Below are 939 nucleotides of genomic sequence, written 5' to 3' on the forward strand. Positions count from 1 at the left end.
ATTGATGCCATCAACGTTTACTATGGGAGACCTGAAATACCGGTAGGAGCCAGTCATGACCTGAACTTTGGGGATCCAAAGGATAAAATGCATGCTGAAAAGCTTGCCAAAGACACTGTGGCTTATAAAAATAAATTGGTTCATAATCATGATGCCATGGAGCAAACTGCTCTAAATAGAAAACTCCTGATACAAACAGCGGACAACTCAGTTACCTATATCACTATAGGCCATACCAAAGGTTTGTATGAATTACTTAAATCGTCCCCAGGTAGTGATTCCCCATTGACTGGTTTAGAATTAGTAACTCAAAAAGTGAAAAGATGGGTGGCACTTGGTGCATTGGGGGCATCCAATGAAGAAGGAGTGGGGGTGAAAGATTGGAATTTTTTCAGAAACAATACGGCTAGCTATACCGATTACTTAATAGACCATTTTCCAAAACCTACTTATTTGTGGATGCAGGAGCAAAGGTTTTTACTGGAGAATCTCTCGAAGCATTAAGCCCTGGAAACATTCTTAGAACAGCATATAGGGACTGGCTTTGGAATGTGGAAAGTAAAGAATTAAGGATCAAAGGCCAAGTTGGGATCTGGCTACTGTTTATTATGCAGTAATTGGGCCAGGTGAATTTTTACAAGAGTTAGGGCCTGGTGCTTTAAACCTTTGATATGGAAGAGGGGAGTAGATGGGTTTCTGACAAGGTCAACCCTTTGCACCATTTTGTATTACAGCGAAAGGATGTTGACAAAGCATTTGCTGTCAAGTTAAATTCGGCCATTAGTGCTAGCCCCAAAAAATCAATTGCGAAATGAATAGATCATGTTTTTAGTTTTGGCATATTTGATGTTGTCCGCTCCCTTTTTGCTACAAGGGCAAACACTTGATAAGACCGAAGTTTTATCCAAAGATCAATTTGAGTTTCTGGAAGGTTTAACT

At 39.9% G+C, this 939-nt stretch carries 1 protein-coding gene; it reads left to right on the top strand.

Features of this window, described 5'->3' with window-relative positions:
- A partial coding sequence (locus tag ADIWIN_RS20440) for a nucleoside hydrolase (protein WP_200859771.1) occupies positions 1-504 on the top strand: 504 nt, incomplete at its 5' end.
- Positions 505-939: the final 435 nt, after the last annotated feature.

Origin of the sequence: Winogradskyella psychrotolerans RS-3 (assembly GCF_000427335.1) — a bacterium.
GTDB classification, from domain to species: domain Bacteria; phylum Bacteroidota; class Bacteroidia; order Flavobacteriales; family Flavobacteriaceae; genus Winogradskyella; species Winogradskyella psychrotolerans.